The following is a 15,140-nucleotide window of genomic DNA, read 5'->3' as shown; positions in this document are numbered from 1 at the left end:
TTAGCGAACCTCAATATCTCTTTCAGAAGCGAGGTAAATTTGTCTAGTATTGAAGGAAACTGCTTTTTCTTTGTCCCTATCTATCCTTTGAATAGTAATCTCGTTATCGGTAATTTTTTCTTCGGTAATTAATTCGGCTAAACTTTGCCAACAATCCCGGCTGTGAGTGGTGGCGAATACCTGAATATTGAGTTTTTTAGCGGTTTCCCAGACTACTTTCCACATATCAGTCATGACAGTAAAGTGCAATCCGCTATCAATTTCATCAACTAATAAAATTCCATTTTCAAGATTAACCATCGCTAAAACTAATCCTAACATTCGCCAAAATCCATCGCCTAAACTGCCAATAGGGATAGGTTGATCATGATTTTTAATTTTGATTAAAAACCCACCTCTAACACCTAGGTTATTTGAAGTTAAATACTTGCCAGAACCAACACTGGCTATCCTTTCAATTTTTGGCTCAATAATTTTCAAAGATTCAATAATTAAATCTTCTAAAGGAGAGAGAACAATGTTGTCAAAAAGTGATGCCATATCAGAACTTGTTAGAGAAAATGGTGTTAAGAACTTCAATTCAATTTTATTATCAATACCTATTTTATGGGAAATTCTGCTTAAACTAGCCATTCTTCTTGTAGAATCTCTGGCAAGAGTACCGTTGGCAAGAAGTTCCATTTCAATAGGTTTTTGTGAGCCAATCCATCCAATACTTAAAAGAAGTTTACCCCATTCCTCATTGTCGAAATTGTTATCATTATTTTGATTTAGATCATCATTTTTGCCTGAAAATAAAGATAGTTGTATAGGAATGCTTTCGACAGAAATGGTAACACTTGCTAGATAAGATTTGCCATATCCACTGATGATAATTTTTTTACTTGGGATGATTTCATGCCCATGAAATAAATGACAAATTTCAAAAACTTTAGTGCGACCAGCTAACTTATTTTCCAACCAAGCGAACTCACCTCTATAGCTAATAGTTTCAAGAAATATATCTATATTATTCTGAGCATACAAAAACTGAATCGCTTCTAAAATAGAAGTTTTACCGCTATTATTTTTACCTACTAAGAGATTAATTCGACCAAGATTGGCCATCTCAAAACTTTGAAAACCGCGAAAGCCTTCAATTTTTAGGGATTCTAACATGAGTAATTACCCCGGATTTTCCGTTATTAAATCTAGTTTATCTCAACCCCAGAAAACACCTCAATTAACGACAGAGCAGCACCATGGCGATCCCGATACCTAAACTTAAACCGACCAGCACCTGAAAAGGAGTATGACCAATTAATTCCTTTAAACGTTCCTCGTTAAATTCCTTGCCCTCCTGGAACATTTCATCGATAATTTGATTGAGAATCCGGGCCTGTTTTCCCGCTGCCTGACGCACTCCGGCCGCATCATACATAACAATAACCGCAAAAAGCGCGGCGATTGCAAATTCGGGACTAGACCAACCCACCTGTAATCCTACCCCAGTAGCCAAGGCTCCCACCAGCGCCGAGTGAGCGCTAGGCATTCCTCCCGACGAGACTAAATAGCGCAGACTCACCTTACCATCGCGGATTAACTCAATCAGCGCTTTTAGTCCCTGGGCAGTGAAACAAGCTAAAAGAGAGATTAGCAGTATTTGATTGTGTAACACCTGCTGGAAGTCCTGCATCATCTCACTCGTTTAATTTAATTTTTACGATTAACAATATACTCAGCGATGGCCCGTAAAGGTTCAGCGGCCTCATCGTAGCCACTCAATTCATTGATGGCACTATCTATTAACTGTTGAGCTTGCTGGCGGGACCCTTCTATCCCCCAGAGACTAGGATAGGTAGCTTTTTGTGCCTGTATATCCTTGCCAGCGGTTTTGCCTAATTCCTCCTTTGTCGCCGTGATATCGAGAACATCATCGATAATTTGAAAAGCCAAGCCAATATTTTGAGCGTAACGGGCTAATTTAGCTATATCTTCCCCTTTTGCCCCCGCTAAAACTGCCCCCGACACCACAGAAGTCTCCAACAAGGCCCCCGTTTTCTGAGTATGGATAAAACCGAGAGTTTCCGCCGAAATATCGGGTTTTCCTTCGGATTCCAAGTCTAAAACCTGACCTCCCACCAAACCCGCTGCCCCGACCGTGCGACCTAAACGGGCAATTACATCTAAAATCTGTAGGGGAGGTACATTACGAGTCTGGGTAACCACATACTCGAAAGCGTAGGCCAGGAGACCATCCCCCGCTAAAATAGCGATATCTTCGCCAAAAACCTTATGATTGGTTAATTTCCCGCGTCGGTAATCATCGTTATCCATGGCGGGTAAATCGTCATGAATTAATGACATAGTGTGGATCATTTCTAAGGCGCAAGCGGTGGGTAAAGCCATCTCTAGGGAACCCCCCATCAATTCACAGGTAGCCAGACATAAAATCGGCCGCAGCCGTTTACCACCGGCGAGGAGAGAATAGCGCATCGCCTCGTAGATTTTGGCGGGATTGCCGATAACTAAAGAGCTATCCAAAGCTGACTCGACAATCAACCGCTTTTCCTCCAGATAGGAAGCCAGAGAAAAGTTCTCGTTTTTCCTCACTTCTACCCCTTGTTCGCCCCTAGTAACCATGTCTTTTTGTCTTGAACCGACTGCTTTTAAAACTATATCAGGAAACTCCACCTCGATGGGAATTAAACTGACCGCTCCCTTGTACTCTAAGCTGTTGACTATCTAAATTACTCCTTCAGACTGCATGGCAGCGCCGCAGTTGCTATCCTGAACATTTGTACTAAAATTTCCCAGACCGAGAGAGGTCAATTTTTTTTTCTGATGCCTATTTTCTCTTTTAACCTGAAAAAATACATCCCTCAGCCCAGTCCGAGGATTAGCGAAAAACGGGCGATATAATTAAATTTCGCCGCAGTTATCCTGGAAGACGCTAAAGTTTTGATGATTCGGTCAAACTTCCGTTTTCTTAACTGGCAGTTGAGAAATTTCTCGATTAACCTATAATTAGGATTATCCTAGAAATATATTGTATGCTGCCAGGGCAAGTTTTAGGCGATCGATACCAAATTCAAAGTCAGTTAGGTAAACAAACTGGAAGACGCACGTTTCTCGCCCAAGATCTAAAAACGGGCGCTATTGTTGTTGTCAAATTATTAATCTTCAGTCCCGATTTTGAATGGACAGATTTAAAACTTTTTGAACGGGAAGCTGAAACTCTTAAACATCTAGATTGTCGCTCGATTCCCGAATATATCGACTATTTTGAAGTTCGCACCGATACCTATCAAGGTTTTGCCCTTGTTCAGAGTTATATCGAGGCGAAATCTCTCAAGGAACAGATAGAAAATGGTCGCAAATTTAGTGAGGCAGACCTGCAAGAATTAGCCAAATCTATCCTAGGGATTTTAATTTATCTTCATGGACTTAACCCGCCAATTATCCACCGGGATTTGAAACCTAGTAATATCTTATTAAAAGATCGAACTGGTCATAGTATCGGCAATGTTTATTTAATTGATTTTGGTTCTGTCCAGACTGTTGCTCAACAGGAACAGGCCACTTTAACTATTGTCGGAACCTACGGTTATATGCCACCCGAACAATTCGGTGGTCGCACCGTTGCCGCTTCTGATTTATACAGTTTAGGAGCCACTTTAATCTATCTAGCTACAGGCATTCATCCCGCCGATTTACCCCAAAAAGATGGCAAAATTCAATTAAATAATTTAGCCAATTTAAGCCCTGCTTTTGTTCATTGGTTAGGGCAGTTAATCGAACCTAGTCTCGAAAAAAGGTTTGTTTCAGCCCAGGCAGCAAATCAAGCTTTAAATACTCTCCACGAAATGCAATTAACTTCCTCGAACCTTGAAAAACCCGCCGGGAGTCGGGTACAGTTGCAAAAAAGCGGGGAGAAAATTAAAATATCTTTACCTCCCGAAGGTTTTACCCCTAAATTAATTTTTCTTGGAGCTTTTGCCATCGCTTGGAACGCTTTTTTATTAGTATGGACAGGAGGAGCCGTTTCTATTCCTCTGTGGATAAGTTGGTTTTTTCTGCTCTTTTCCTTGCCTTTTTGGTTTGTGGGTTTAGGAATGCTTTATCAGATTATTTATTGTCTCAAAGGAGAGGAAATTATCACTATTGATAGTCAAGAAATTGTTACCATTCAGCGAATTTTTGGTTTAACACTTCCGAGCAAAAAGAAAATGGCACGGCAACATATTAATAAACTGGTGAAAGCTGATAGTTATCATAGCAAAGATGGTGATGGCGATCGAGTTTATGTGCCGATGGCTTTAACTATTTGGGCGGGGACTAAAGAATATACTATTAGCAGTAAAACAAAAGAATATCTGAGTAAACCCGAAATTGAATGGTTAGCAGCGGAATTAAGTCAATGGTTAGGAATGCCAATTACTAATAAGTAGCCAGTTACAATCAGCTTTTTTCTCCCCTCTCCCTTCTCTCCTTCTTTCCCCTCCCCATCTCCCTGATATAGACGAACTGTCTGTGATCAGTGTAAAATTTTATGAAGAGTCTGGGCTTTTTTCTCCCTTTTCCAGAGAAATGCCCCAGAGCCAGTGACTAAAATCAAAATTGTGTCATCCCATCGATAATTAAGTTTATGAGCGCCACTATTACCGTAGAAAAACGCAAATTAGAAAAACCCCCTTTAGAACTGCATTATCTCGGCGATCGAGTCCTGCGTCAACCGGCCAAGCGGATTGCTAAAGTCGATGACAGCATTCGCCAATTAGCCAAAGAAATGCTGCAAACTATGTATAGTGCCAATGGTATCGGTTTAGCGGCTCCGCAAGTGGCAGTCAATAAACAATTGATTGTCATCGATTGTGAACCCGATAAACCAGAAAATCCGCCCCTAATTCTGATTAATCCCCAAATTATCGGTTATGGTCGGGAATTGTGCAAAGCGGAAGAGGGTTGTTTGAGTATTCCCGATGTGTTTTTAGATGTCATCCGTCCCCAAGCGATCGAAGTGAGTTATAAAGATGAACAGGGGAAACCGCGAAAACTGCAAGCTGACGGTTTACTAGCGCGGGTAATTCAACACGAAATGGACCATCTTAATGGTGTCATGTTCGTGGACAGAGTAGATAACGATTTGGCACTGAATGAAGAATTAAAAAAACACGGTTTTTCCGTGCAAGCGGTGAAACCCGTCGAGAAAGTGACAAAATAAAGGCATTAGTTAATTTAGGTGAGGAGTGAAGATGACCCCGAAAAGCGGCGTTTTATTGTTATTATCCTGTATTGCAGCAATCGCTGCTGTGGGTTGTGTCTTTGAAATTAGTTCGGGAGAACCGGATTTAGGCAATACCACCACTAGCTTAATTCTAGCGGCAAGTGTACCATTAACAGCCCTATTTTTTTGGGCGGCGGTTAAGGACACGAGAGCCAATTACAAATAGAATAACTTCCCCTCGGTTATCTAAAAATTGGCATAATTTTCATGAGCAGAAGAGAGAATTTATTTCTCTCTTTTGTTCGTTTTAACTACAGGGCAAATTGCCAGAAAAAGTTACTACTTTTTCCGATTTTATCATCTTTCATGACAATCAATTATCTGCCGACCGGTGAAAATCTGATTAGGTAAAGATTTCCCTCCTCTCTCCTATATCCGCAATCTAGAATGATAAAATAGGTGAAGTTCAAAGCATCATTCATTAGCTATGACCACAACCTACAAAGTAGAAATTTCCCATTTAGGAACCACACAAACGATCGAAGTTAGGGAAGATCAAACTATACTACAAGCGGCCTACGATGCGGGGATTGACTTACCCAGTTCTTGCAATGCGGGCGTATGTACTACCTGCGCCGCTCAACTTTCCCAGGGTAGCGTCGAACAAGGTGAGGGCATGGGATTATCCCCCGACCTGCAAAAAGAAGGCTATGCTTTGTTATGTGTGGCCTATCCTCGCTCCGATATTAAACTGGAATCTGGCAAGGAAGAAGTAGTTTATCAACGTCAATTCGGAAAACCCTAGGCCAGATTGGGGTTAAGATGAGAAATTTTCGGGGGGTTCCCCCCAAAAAAACAGATTTTGAGCCAATAGAACCAGCAAACCCTAACTAATAGCCGAATGCTGACTAATAAGGGAGAACTTTTCCTCTCTACCCTTGAGGGCCGCTTTCATGAAACCAGAAAAGAGAGGATGAGCTTTATTGGGACGAGAGCGAAATTCGGGGTGAAATTGGGTAGCAATAAAGAAAGGATGTTTTGGTAGTTCGATAATTTCCACCAAACGACCATCAGGAGAAGTGCCACTCACCAGATAACCAGTCTCAAAAAAGAGACTACGATAGGCATTATTGAACTCGTAACGGTGACGATGGCGCTCATAGATAACCTCTTGACCGTAGAGGGAGAAAGCCAGACTATCGGGATTTAAACGGCAGGGATAGAGACCTAAGCGCATTGTTCCCCCTAAATCCACCACATCTGCCTGTTCTGGCAGTAAATTAATCACCGGATTGGGTGTATCCTCTTCAAATTCGGAACTATTGGCCCTTTCTAATCGGGCCACATTGCGACCCCATTCGATAATCGAACACTGCATCCCTAAACAGAGACCCAAGAAAGGAATATTATTGACCCTAGCATACTCGATCGCCTTAATTTTGCCATCCACACCCCTAATACCAAAACCACCTGGTACAACAATACCGTCAACACCGCTTAAATGAGCTTCGGCCGAATCGTTATCCACATCTTCAGCACTTACCCAACGCAATTCTATCTCGCTATCAAGGGCAATAGCAGCGTGTTTAAGGGCCTCCACCACCGAGAGATAAGCGTCCCCCAATTGCACATATTTACCAACGATAGCTATCTCTAATTTTTGACTAGGGGATTGCATCTGTCGGATGAGATTTTCCCACTCCTCCAGATGGGGATATCGGGGACCCAGGTTTAATAATTCTAGGGTTTGTTGCGCTAATCCCTCTTTTTCCAGATTGAGAGGCACTTCATAGATACTGCTGGCATCCTGAGCAGTAATCACCGATTCTACCGGCACATCACAGAAAGCTGAGAGTTTTTCTTTTAACCCCGGTTGTAGGGGTAGATGACAACGACAGACTAACACATCCGGTTGAATACCGATCGATCTTAATTCCTTGACCGAGTGTTGCGTCGGTTTTGTTTTCATCTCCTTGGCGGCCGGAATCCAAGGAATTAGGGTAACGTGCATATAAACCACGTTATTTCGTCCCACATCCTTCCTAAATTGCCTAATTGCTTCTAAAAAAGGCAAAGATTCGATATCTCCCACCGTACCACCAATTTCTGTAATGACAATATCGGGGTTGGTATCTTTGGCCACCCGGAGAATCCTTTCCTTGATTTCGTTGGTAATATGGGGAATTACCTGCACAGTTCCCCCCATATAAGCACCACGGCGCTCTTTATTCAATACCGCTTGATAAATCGAGCCAGTAGTCACACTATTGAGACGGGATAGTTCCGTATCGGTAAAACGTTCGTAGTGGCCAAGGTCGAGGTCGGTTTCAGCCCCATCATCGGTGACAAATACCTCTCCGTGTTGAAAAGGACTCATCGTACCCGGATCCACGTTGATGTAGGGGTCTAATTTCAGAATTGAGACGGAATAATCCCGACTTTTCAACAATCTTCCCAAACTAGCAGCGACAATTCCTTTCCCAATACTGGAGACAACTCCCCCAGTAACAAAGACAAATTTACTCATAAAATTCTTCCTGCGATCGATTATACCTAGCAAGGGGTGAGAGTTTTCGGGATGGGGCGGTGTCATTTTCCCAGATTTCATTATAACTGGATGATCTATACCCCGATCCTCGTTTTAGCTCCCTCTCGAAAATCTATTAGACCACAGCCTTCAGTCACCTTCATCCCAATCATCTAAATTTTCCGCTACAATCGAGAGTACTAAGACTCAGGCAATTGTAAAGTAATATTAATGATAGATTTTAATACTCTCGCTGAATTTTCCCGCAACTATTGCGTCTCGATTTGTGCCTTTTTAGTACCCGCTAACTTAGTAACCACCGTTTTAACCGTTCTTTTTCTCTATTTTGGTCGTCCTACCCGTCAAGTCTTCCCCATTGCTTCCCTAGCTTTGTTGTTCGCTCTCACTATGTTTCTCCACGTCGCCACCTGGTTAATGATTGGTGTGGTTATGCCCCCCACTTTTATCCTCTTTGGACTGGGTTTAACCTGTTTTCTGATCAATTTTCAAGCCATCAGCGATCGCCAAAGCTTGGAACAGTTATTACACACCGGGGTTAGTCGTCTGGCCCGCTCTTTCAACTAAAAAAAGCGCCGAGACTTCCCACCCCACCATTAAGATAACCGCCCTTATCTGGCTGAATTTTTTTCGGCCAAAGACTTGACAAACTTCAAAATTTCTGCTAACCTTGTAGTATAATGGGAATCCGTGTCGGCCTACGAACCCTCTTTTTAACTCTTTCTTAAGAATAAAAATTTTAACCCGAATTGCCGGTAGTAGCTAAACTAAGAGCAGTACCACGGGAAACGGTGATTATGGAAGTTATTTGCACGCGTCCCCACTGTCCGAGACCGCGTAATCAGTGCCTAGACCTAGACGATAGCAATCGCTTAACCTCGATCGAGCAGAAATATTGTATTACTTGCGGGATGCCATTAATTTTGGGGGGACGTTATTTGCCTGAACGTCTATTGGGACAAGGAGGATTTGGGGCAGCATTTTTAGCAGTAGATCGTTATAGTCCCAAAAAAGCTAAATGTGTACTCAAACAATTTCAACCTTCGGGTAATTTAAGTCCGCAAGCTTTAGAAAAAGCGAAAAATTTATTTTTTCAAGAAGCGCACGTTTTAGAAGATTTAGGACGAGAACATCCTCAAATCCCCGATCTCTATGCTTTTTTCCCTTTAAAAGTCAAGAATCAATTAACGGGAGAAGAAGAGCAATTTTTCTATCTGGCCCAGGAATATATCGACGGTAAAAACTTAGAAGAAATTCTTCAACAGCAACAAAAACCCTTTCAAGAAAGTGAAGTTAAAAACATTCTCAAAGAATTACTTCTTATCCTCAAATTTATCCATGAAAATGGTTCCATTCACCGGGATATAAAACCATCTAACATCATGCTATCCAAAAATGGCCGCCTCTATTTACTCGATTTTGGGGCAGTAAAACAGGCTACTAATAACCCCAATAATACACAAGAGAAATCCACAACAATTTACTCAGCTGGATTTGCTCCTCCCGAACAACAATTAGGCAATCAGGTATCAGCAGCCACAGATTTATATGCCCTAGCAGCTACCTGTGTTATACTCTTAACTAATCGTGATCCTGATGATATATACGATTCGCAAAAACAGGTCTGGAATTGGCAAAATTATGCCCCTAATATCAGTGCAGATTTAGCCCAAGTATTCAATAAAATGTTACTAGCAAATCCCCAGGATAGATTTCAATCCTGTGGAGAAGTTTTAACCGCTTTAAATCCTCCTCCCCCACCTTCCCCAATTCCCCCATCTTCCCCATCTTCTCCAGTGATGAGAAAAACTTCCCGCTTTTCTCTTGGGGAAACTTTCGCTAATGCTGCCTTTACAGGGTTTGAGGGGACATTATTAGTAATTGCCTTAAATAGTTTAGTCCCCTCGGTAGGAATTGTCATCGCCTTTATGATCTTAGGTGGCTTAGTTTTGGCATTATTTAAAAAAGTAATTGAAGGAAAAGATATACCAATTATCGCAGCAATTACTCTCGCCTTGATGTTAATTCCGCAACTGCAAGGCAGCCTAAGTTTTCCTGAAATTGCTATCATTGCCGTGATGGCAGCTATCGGGGCAATTGCTATTACTGCCTTTTTCCGGTTAATATATCAGATAATTTTGCGATTATTTTAAAACCCTGAAAGTTGCCAAATTATCATCACTACCGCCAGTAATCGTGCCACCGAGGTCTAAAATAGTTTGCAGATAGTCGAGGAGTTCCTGAGAAATTAACTCACCCGGCATCAAAACGGGAATACCGGGGGGATAGGGACAGATAACATCAGCGCTAAGACGATCGAGGGCATTTTTCCGGGATACTATCTCTGTAGGGGCAAAAAAAGCCTTTCTAGGAGAAATAGCCAAATTTCCCGTGACTGGGGCAGGAGTCAGGGGTAAACTGGTAGAGGAAGGGGATTGAAGGGATTGAAAAGCAGTAATTAGGCGATTAATGTGTTCGCGATGATTGCCGATGGAGATAATAAAAGTAAGTTGGCTTAAAGTCGGTAATTCTGCCGTGACAGCGTATTTTTCTCGCAAAATATCGTCTATTTCGTAACCAGTTAAGCCAAAATCTCTGACGATTACCGTTAAACGAGTGCGATCAAACCAGTGACAACCCGGGATAGAATGGGGAAAGTCTAAAACAGAGATATTAGGGATTTTATCGAGTTCTTTTCGGGCAGTAGCGGCTAAATCGAGGGTTTTGCTCAGTAAATCTAGTCCTTGCGTCGCCATTTGCTTTCTAGCACTATCAAGGGAAGCGAGAAGTAGATAACTAGGGCTAGTGGTTTGAACTAATTGTAAGGCTCGATCGACTTTTTCGGAACTAATGCGATCGCTTTTTAAGTGTAACATTGATGCTTGAGTTAAGGCCCCTAAAACCTTATGGGTGGACTGAATAGCCATATCGGCGCCGAGAGACAGGGCAGCCGGAGGTAAATCGGGATGAAAGGCAAAATGGGCCCCGTGAGCCTCATCGACGAGCAGCGGGATGGAATAATGATTGGTAATCTGGGCGATAGTTTTTAAGTCACAGCAAACCCCTTGATAGGTGGGAGAGACTACCATCACCGCTTTAGCGTCGGGATGAAGTTTCAGGGCATTTGCGAGGGATTGGGGGGTTATATTTAAATTTAGATCGATAGTGGGATTATATTCGGGATTGATAAAGATAGGTTGCGCCCCAGAGAGAATTAAGCCCGAAATTGCCGATTTATGAATATTTCTCGCTAAAATAATTTTATCTCCCTCGCCGCAAGTGGCTAAAATCGCTGCAATAATGCCACAACTGGAACCATTGACTAAAAACCAGCTTTTATCTGCCCCAAATGTCTCGGCTGCTAAAATTTGCGCTTCTTTAATCACTCCCGTCGGGGCAAACAAATTATCAAGGTCGGGTAATTCGGGTAAATCGGCTTTAAAGACGCTTTTTCCCAGTAAATTACTTAAATCCTCCCCGATTCCTTCCCCCTGCTTATGCCCCGGTGCATAAAATGGTACATCTAAACTATTGACTTTTTTTTGCAGTTGTGATACAAGCGGAGCGGATTCTGGCGAAGGCATTGTGGGGTGTGGGTTGTGGGGTGTGGGCTTCGGCCGTGAGCTCAGCCGAACGGGTGTGGGGTTTTACCGGTTTTGAGGTGGCCAATTACCTAATTTTCAGGGGAAAAGTACCTGAATTTCCCCCCCGATCACTCCCATATCCGGTACTTTTTAATTGACAAAAGGTCTAAAAGTCTTATCCAACCAGGTTTTTAGATTTATTCAGCAAGCCCTAAATAAAAGCTGACTGCTGAATACTGACTCCTGACTCCCCAAAAGGAAAACTTCGTAGCTCACCATTAAGATAACTGCTCTAACATCTCTAGGGACATTTAAGGCTTTTTGGACCCTATGTCCACAGCAACGGTCAGACTTTTGGCTTTGTTGGTTGCCATCGAGAAATTAAGCGAAAATCCCGGCCATACTAAGCGGATTTAGCCGATAGCATATCTCGAAAAGAACGCCATCCTAAGTCTGATATAGCAGGATAGCTTACGGTTTTAACCATTCCTTATGTGTTGAAATCTTCTAGAACTATCGTAGTGAAAAAGCCAATTAGGCAAGGGATTCTCCCACTTCTAAGAGGGGACAAAAGGGAAAATAGGGAGAAACCGTCCAACGATAGAATTTTTTGCTGCTGGTGGACTGGAGATTAAAACGCAGGGAAACAAAGGGGAAAAAGGGAGATACGGAACAATTCCAACTGAAAGCCGGCTTAGAACTGCTATTATCGTCCTGCAAAGACCAAGCAGGGTATTGAAAAACCTCCCGGACGAGGGATTTTCCTTCATCGCTAACTTGGGCGCAGCTGCGACTAATGCCCGAAACCAAACAGAGACTATTACTGACACAATTATCATTAGAAGCCACGATCAGGATATCTTCCCCGGTGGTGGTTAGTTCAAAAGCGATAAAATCTCCACCTTGCCAACGACTAAGGACTTGTCCTTGGGCATTCTGGTAGATAGCACTGCAGTTTTCGGGATCGAGAAGACGATTACTATCGGGATCTAAGTAACCGCAAACCTTGCCCATCAGACGAGTTCCATCCTGAAACCCATACACCCAATCAAAGGTATCGGTTTTAGCAGCCCTTTGATTGTTTTTGTTGACCAATAGTAATCGATCGCTGATCACGGTTAAATTCTCAATAAAACTAAGCTCCCTTTAATAACAAAGGTATCACTAAATACCAATGTGCCAAGGAAAAGATTTATTAAGTTGAACTTCTGATCCGGCTGGGAGAGTGAACTGGTCAACTTAAATCAAGGCCAAAACCTGCTATCTTATGGGGAGACAAAAATTATCTAGATCTTGTTTTAGCGAGTGGTAGTAAGGGCATGGCGTACAAGCGGGTATTATTAAAACTGAGTGGGGAGGCCCTGATGGGCAATCTCGGCTATGGGATCGACCCGATGGTGGTTTCCGCTATCGCCCAGGAAATCTCCGAAGTGGTTGACCAAGGCATCCAATTGGCGATCGTGGTCGGTGGGGGCAATATTTTTCGCGGGGTGAAAGCCGCCTCGGCCGGCATGGATCGGGCTACGGCCGATTATATTGGTATGATAGCAACAGTCATGAACGCTATGACCTTGCAGGATGCCCTAGAACGAGCGCAAGTACCGACCAGGGTATTAACGGCGATCGCTATGCAGGAATTAGCTGAACCCTACATCCGCCGGCGGGCCATCCGTCATCTGGAAAAAGGTCGGGTGGTGGTTTTCGGTGCGGGATCGGGTAATCCTTTCTTTACCACCGATACCACGGCGGCCCTACGGGCTGCCGAAATCGATGCGGAAGTGGTGTTTAAAGCGACGAAAGTGGATGGGGTTTATGATTCCGATCCCTCTCACAACCCTAATGCGCGACGCTTTCAAAGTCTCACCTACGGTCATGTGCTGACCCATGATCTGCGGGTGATGGACGGAACTGCGATCGCTCTGTGCAAGGAAAATAATATTCCGATAGTCGTTTTCGATCTGTCGGTAGCAGGTAATATTGTTCGCGCTGTCAAAGGTGAACCCGTTGGAACATTGGTAGGAGGATTCTGTGAAGTTAGCTGAAGTTCAAGACCATATGCAGAAAACCGTCGAATCAACCCAGAGAGCTTTTAATACGATTCGTACCGGCCGGGCAAATGCTTCTCTTTTAGATCGGATCGTGGTGGAGTATTATGGCATGGAAACTCCCCTCAAGTCCCTGGCCACTATTAGCACTCCCGACGCAACCACGATCGCTATTCAACCCTTCGATCGTACCAGTATGGGGGCGATCGAAAAGGCGATTTCTCTCTCGGACGTGGGTTTAACCCCCAGTAATGACGGTCAGACCATTCGTTTGAATATCCCTCCCCTCACTAGCGATCGCCGCAAGGACTTGGTCAAATTAGCGGCGAAATTGGCCGAAGAGGGAAAGGTGGCTGTCCGCAATATTCGCCGGGATGCGATCGATGCTATCCGTAAACAGGAGAAAAGTCACGAAATTTCTGAGGATGAATCCAGGGATTTACAGGATCAAGTGCAGAAATCCACCGATAAATTTATCGCCAAAATCGAGGATTTATTAACGACAAAAGAAAAAGATATCATGACGGTTTAAGTTTTTTTCTCCTCAGGGATAGAACAGGCTTTTTGTCTGTTCTATTTAGGTTTTTATCTCTATGTAAAAGCTAGGGGGGAGTGGAAAGGTTTGGGGATGAAGTTTTTCAGTATTGCGGCATCTCAGGTTATCGAAAATTCGGGTTTAAAACCCCCTAGTTTTATGATGGGGTAATGTGCTTTTGCTTACACTGATTTTTGATTTTTGGGAGTCATATAAGACAAGACAGTAATTCCTAGTAAAGGTCATCGAGCAAAGAATTTATAGATTAGTAAGAAAGAGTCCATTTTTCTCTAAAAATAGGAAAAACTCATCTTGCTTAAAAAATATTCGGGAAATTATGAAAATGAAACGCTATCAACTTCTTCAAGAAAAACGAGAGAATATTATAAAAATTGCTCGAAAACATGGAGCATTTAATATTCTAATATTTGGATCAGTTGCCAGAGGAGAAGACGGTAGTGACAGTGATATTGACTTTTTAGTAGAAATGGAACAAGGGCGCAACTTATTAGATAGAATTGGTTTAATTCAAGACTTAGAAGATTATTTAGGCTGTAAAGTTGATGTGGCTACTATTAACAATTTACGAGATTGTTTTCGAGAAAGAATCATGAAAGAGGTGATTCCTTTATGAAGGATGACTTAATTTATTTAGATGATATTTTAGACAGAATTGAACGAATCGAATCTTATACACAGGAGGGAAAAGACAGATTCTATCAATCTTTATTAATTCAAGATGCTGTGATTCGCTGTTTTGAAGTCATTGGAGAAGCTGTTAAACAACTCTCTCCTGAGATTAGAAAAAATATCCTGAAATTACTTGGCGTAAAATTGCAGGGTTTCGAGATATTTTAATCCATAGCTACGCGGGAATCAATGTAGATGAAGTTTGGGGAGTTATTAAAGATAATTTACCTAAATTAAAACAATAAATTCAGCAAATTATTGCTAATGAAAATCATTAAAATCAGTTGACAACATGGAGGTAAGACCTAAGCCATTAGGCATTTTTTTGGTCAAGCATCAAACCCATTCAGCCACTATCCTTAAAAAGATAGCGTGGTGAGGATGTCAAAGAATCATGGCTCTACCGAACCTGTCATGTCAAACTATCAACAACTCATACTTGTAAAGCTTGTATAATAGGGCTTTGAGTTTTTGTTAGATTGATATTTATCAACTTTAGAGCATTGCTGGACAGAGAGGGAGCTTGGGGAGTTTT

15 protein-coding genes and 1 pseudogene are annotated in these 15,140 nt (G+C 42.4%); 10 read left to right on the top strand and 6 right to left on the bottom strand.

The window, feature by feature from the left end; all coding sequences use genetic code 11:
• The 3 genes from IM496_RS10405 to crtE all read right to left on the bottom strand — a co-directional run bounded on the left by IM496_RS10405 (nucleotide 1) and on the right by crtE (nucleotide 2,622).
• The gene (locus tag IM496_RS10405; RefSeq protein WP_287661879.1) at nucleotides 1-1,158 is read right to left on the bottom strand and encodes an AAA family ATPase; all 1,158 of its coding nucleotides are present in this window, start codon (nucleotides 1,156-1,158) and stop codon (nucleotides 1-3) included.
• A gap of 64 nt (nucleotides 1,159-1,222) precedes the next feature.
• Entirely contained in the window at nucleotides 1,223-1,675 is a 453-nt protein-coding gene (locus IM496_RS10400; RefSeq protein WP_108937409.1) for a divergent PAP2 family protein, read from the bottom strand.
• A gap of 17 nt (nucleotides 1,676-1,692) precedes the next feature.
• Nucleotides 1,693-2,622 (bottom strand): geranylgeranyl diphosphate synthase CrtE, encoded by a 930-nt coding sequence (gene crtE, locus IM496_RS10395; protein ID WP_287661878.1) that lies wholly within the window; start codon nucleotides 2,620-2,622, stop codon nucleotides 1,693-1,695.
• A 410-nt stretch (nucleotides 2,623-3,032) separates the two neighbouring features.
• On the opposite strand from crtE, the gene IM496_RS10390 reads away from it, so the two are divergent.
• The 4 genes from IM496_RS10390 to IM496_RS10375 all read left to right on the top strand — a co-directional run bounded on the left by IM496_RS10390 (nucleotide 3,033) and on the right by IM496_RS10375 (nucleotide 6,011).
• Nucleotides 3,033-4,430 carry a serine/threonine protein kinase gene (locus IM496_RS10390; protein ID WP_287661877.1) on the top strand — a complete coding sequence of 466 codons (1,398 nt, stop codon included), beginning with the start codon at nucleotides 3,033-3,035 and terminating at the stop codon, nucleotides 4,428-4,430.
• A 197-nt stretch (nucleotides 4,431-4,627) separates the two neighbouring features.
• Nucleotides 4,628-5,203 carry a peptide deformylase gene (gene def, locus IM496_RS10385; RefSeq protein WP_104395651.1) on the top strand — a complete coding sequence of 192 codons (576 nt, stop codon included), beginning with the start codon at nucleotides 4,628-4,630 and terminating at the stop codon, nucleotides 5,201-5,203.
• 31 nt (nucleotides 5,204-5,234) lie between these two features.
• Complete coding sequence (locus IM496_RS10380; protein ID WP_104395652.1) at nucleotides 5,235-5,432, top strand: hypothetical protein; 198 nt, start codon at nucleotides 5,235-5,237, stop codon at nucleotides 5,430-5,432.
• A 261-nt stretch (nucleotides 5,433-5,693) separates the two neighbouring features.
• Complete coding sequence (locus tag IM496_RS10375; RefSeq protein ID WP_002768334.1) at nucleotides 5,694-6,011, top strand: 2Fe-2S iron-sulfur cluster-binding protein; 318 nt, start codon at nucleotides 5,694-5,696, stop codon at nucleotides 6,009-6,011.
• A gap of 81 nt (nucleotides 6,012-6,092) precedes the next feature.
• Here the strand turns inward: IM496_RS10375 and pyrG are convergent, their stop codons facing one another.
• Nucleotides 6,093-7,733 carry a glutamine hydrolyzing CTP synthase gene (gene pyrG / locus IM496_RS10370; RefSeq protein ID WP_287661876.1) on the bottom strand — a complete coding sequence of 547 codons (1,641 nt, stop codon included), beginning with the start codon at nucleotides 7,731-7,733 and terminating at the stop codon, nucleotides 6,093-6,095.
• Between the two features lie 231 nt (nucleotides 7,734-7,964).
• On the opposite strand from pyrG, the gene IM496_RS10365 reads away from it, so the two are divergent.
• Entirely contained in the window at nucleotides 7,965-8,318 is a 354-nt protein-coding gene (locus IM496_RS10365) for a hypothetical protein (RefSeq protein ID WP_104395653.1), read from the top strand.
• Between the two features lie 230 nt (nucleotides 8,319-8,548).
• Nucleotides 8,549-9,904 (top strand): serine/threonine-protein kinase, encoded by a 1,356-nt coding sequence (locus tag IM496_RS10360; RefSeq protein ID WP_287661875.1) that lies wholly within the window; start codon nucleotides 8,549-8,551, stop codon nucleotides 9,902-9,904.
• Here the strand turns inward: IM496_RS10360 and IM496_RS10355 are convergent.
• Nucleotides 9,896-11,335 carry an aminotransferase class I/II-fold pyridoxal phosphate-dependent enzyme gene (locus tag IM496_RS10355; RefSeq protein ID WP_194013998.1) on the bottom strand — a complete coding sequence of 480 codons (1,440 nt, stop codon included), beginning with the start codon at nucleotides 11,333-11,335 and terminating at the stop codon, nucleotides 9,896-9,898. The two genes, IM496_RS10360 and IM496_RS10355, sit on opposite strands and share 9 nt — an antisense overlap.
• 534 nt (nucleotides 11,336-11,869) lie before the next feature.
• The gene (locus tag IM496_RS10350) at nucleotides 11,870-12,451 is read right to left on the bottom strand and encodes a hypothetical protein (RefSeq protein WP_104395656.1); all 582 of its coding nucleotides are present in this window, start codon (nucleotides 12,449-12,451) and stop codon (nucleotides 11,870-11,872) included.
• 203 nt (nucleotides 12,452-12,654) lie between these two features.
• Here IM496_RS10350 and pyrH point away from each other — a divergent pair, with 203 nt between their 5' ends.
• From pyrH to IM496_RS10330, 4 genes and pseudogenes are all read left to right on the top strand, one after another.
• Nucleotides 12,655-13,377, top strand: a complete 723-nt coding sequence (gene pyrH, locus IM496_RS10345) for a UMP kinase (protein WP_002732255.1) — start codon at nucleotides 12,655-12,657, stop codon at nucleotides 13,375-13,377.
• 13 nt (nucleotides 13,378-13,390) lie between these two features.
• On the top strand, nucleotides 13,391-13,912 hold the full coding sequence (gene frr / locus IM496_RS10340) for a ribosome recycling factor (protein ID WP_228009490.1): 522 nt from the start codon (nucleotides 13,391-13,393) through the stop codon (nucleotides 13,910-13,912).
• Between the two features lie 346 nt (nucleotides 13,913-14,258).
• Nucleotides 14,259-14,549: a nucleotidyltransferase family protein gene (locus tag IM496_RS10335; protein WP_194013994.1), complete on the top strand. Its 291-nt coding sequence runs from the start codon at nucleotides 14,259-14,261 to the stop codon at nucleotides 14,547-14,549.
• Nucleotides 14,546-14,850, top strand: a pseudogene (locus IM496_RS10330) (HepT-like ribonuclease domain-containing protein). The gene IM496_RS10335 and the pseudogene IM496_RS10330 overlap by 4 nt, the downstream one beginning before the upstream one ends.
• Nucleotides 14,851-15,140: the final 290 nt, after the last annotated feature.

This window comes from Microcystis sp. M049S2, assembly GCF_020245625.1.
Lineage (GTDB): Bacteria > Cyanobacteriota > Cyanobacteriia > Cyanobacteriales > Microcystaceae > Microcystis > Microcystis ichthyoblabe_A.
Note: the sequence above shows the minus strand (reverse complement) of the source record. Positions and strands in the feature narration are given on the sequence as shown.

Coding starts and splice junctions, on each gene's coding strand:
- IM496_RS10405 (WP_287661879.1), bottom strand. CDS start 1,158: ATGTTAGAATCCCTAAAAATTGAAGGCTTTCGCGGTTTTCAAAGTTTT.
- IM496_RS10400 (WP_108937409.1), bottom strand. CDS start 1,675: ATGCAGGACTTCCAGCAGGTGTTACACAATCAAATACTGCTAATCTCT.
- crtE (WP_287661878.1), bottom strand. CDS start 2,622: ATGGTTACTAGGGGCGAACAAGGGGTAGAAGTGAGGAAAAACGAGAAC.
- IM496_RS10390 (WP_287661877.1), top strand. CDS start 3,033: ATGCTGCCAGGGCAAGTTTTAGGCGATCGATACCAAATTCAAAGTCAG.
- def (WP_104395651.1), top strand. CDS start 4,628: ATGAGCGCCACTATTACCGTAGAAAAACGCAAATTAGAAAAACCCCCT.
- IM496_RS10380 (WP_104395652.1), top strand. CDS start 5,235: ATGACCCCGAAAAGCGGCGTTTTATTGTTATTATCCTGTATTGCAGCA.
- IM496_RS10375 (WP_002768334.1), top strand. CDS start 5,694: ATGACCACAACCTACAAAGTAGAAATTTCCCATTTAGGAACCACACAA.
- pyrG (WP_287661876.1), bottom strand. CDS start 7,733: ATGAGTAAATTTGTCTTTGTTACTGGGGGAGTTGTCTCCAGTATTGGG.
- IM496_RS10365 (WP_104395653.1), top strand. CDS start 7,965: ATGATAGATTTTAATACTCTCGCTGAATTTTCCCGCAACTATTGCGTC.
- IM496_RS10360 (WP_287661875.1), top strand. CDS start 8,549: ATGGAAGTTATTTGCACGCGTCCCCACTGTCCGAGACCGCGTAATCAG.
- IM496_RS10355 (WP_194013998.1), bottom strand. CDS start 11,335: ATGCCTTCGCCAGAATCCGCTCCGCTTGTATCACAACTGCAAAAAAAA.
- pyrH (WP_002732255.1), top strand. CDS start 12,655: ATGGCGTACAAGCGGGTATTATTAAAACTGAGTGGGGAGGCCCTGATG.
- frr (WP_228009490.1), top strand. CDS start 13,391: ATGCAGAAAACCGTCGAATCAACCCAGAGAGCTTTTAATACGATTCGT.
- IM496_RS10335 (WP_194013994.1), top strand. CDS start 14,259: ATGAAACGCTATCAACTTCTTCAAGAAAAACGAGAGAATATTATAAAA.